The 1,214-nt window shown below is 54.0% G+C and carries 1 protein-coding gene; it reads right to left on the reverse strand.

The genetic code is table 11. From position 1 onward, the window contains the following. Positions 1-1,214: IS1182 family transposase (locus tag JCM25146_RS15980; protein ID WP_025829298.1), on the reverse strand; the 1,214-nt coding region annotated here is incomplete at both ends.

Consider the following 1,214-nt stretch of genomic DNA (forward strand, 5'->3'; position numbering starts at 1 on the left):
CTGGCATCAGCTTTGCCATTTTACGCAGGTTCTGGGCGGTTGCTGCGAGAAGGAACTCATCTCTGGCGCCATTTGGGCCTCGTAATCGCAGTCGATCCAGTTTGAGTATGCGTTTGAGATGCGCGAACAGCATCTCAACCTTTTTCCTCTGTCTTCGTGATGTCACGTAAGCATCGGTCTGGGCGATGTCCCGCGCCATATCGCGAGCGCCTTCATGCACGGACCGCATGATCTTGCGAGCGGGTGTATTGGGTGTGCAGCGCTGCCGGAATTCACATCCACTGCAATCCTTCACACGGGCTCGATAACGAATGAAGCCATCCTTATCGACACGGGAACGGGGTGTTGTGAAATTCCGATTGGATGCCCGGAGTTGATGACCGCCCGGGCAGGTATAAAAGTCATTCTCATGATCGAATGTGAAATCAGACCGTGCAAACGTCCCATCGTTGCGGGCTGATTTATCAAACACAGGAATATGCGGTTCGACCCCTTTCTCCTCTACCAGCCATGCGAGGTTGGCGGCATCTCCATAAGCACCATCTGCAGCCAGACGTTCAGGCCATAAGCCAAAGGTCTGCTGGACCCGTTCAATCATGCGACGCTGTGCTGTGACTTCCGCCTGACGCACCGATGTCGTGGCCTCCACATCGACAATAACAGCATGCCTGAGATCGATCAGATAATTGGTGCTGTATGAAAAGAACGCCTGATTGGGCGTGGCTGCAGAATACCGTGCTGCAGGATCTGTAGGAGATAATCTTTTAGGGACAACAGGTGTCGATGCACCGAATGCAGCATCGTCAAGAACGGCAAGATATTCTTTTACGGCACGCCCTGCCGCATCAGGAGGAAGGCCTTCATCTCCCGGAACAGCCAGTCGTCGATTGGCATCGGCCTGGATCAGGCTGGCATCGACGGCAAAACCTTCCCCACCGACCAGACCCGTCTCGATACAGCGCCGGACGGTCAACTCGAACACTTCACGCAGAAGGTTGCTCTCACGGAAACGACCATGTCGGTTCTTTGAAAATGTGGAGTGATCAGGAACAGTCCCATCCAGACCCAACTGGCAGAACCATCGATAGGCGAGGTTCAGATGTACTTCTTCGCACAGGCGCCGTTCGGAACGGATGCCCATGCAGTAGCCAATCAACAGCATCCGAATGAGGAGTTCCGGATCAATCGAGGGGCGTCCCATTGTGCTGTAAAAT

It is taken from the genome of Acetobacter okinawensis JCM 25146 (genome assembly GCF_000613865.1).
In the GTDB taxonomy this organism is placed as follows: domain Bacteria; phylum Pseudomonadota; class Alphaproteobacteria; order Acetobacterales; family Acetobacteraceae; genus Acetobacter; species Acetobacter okinawensis.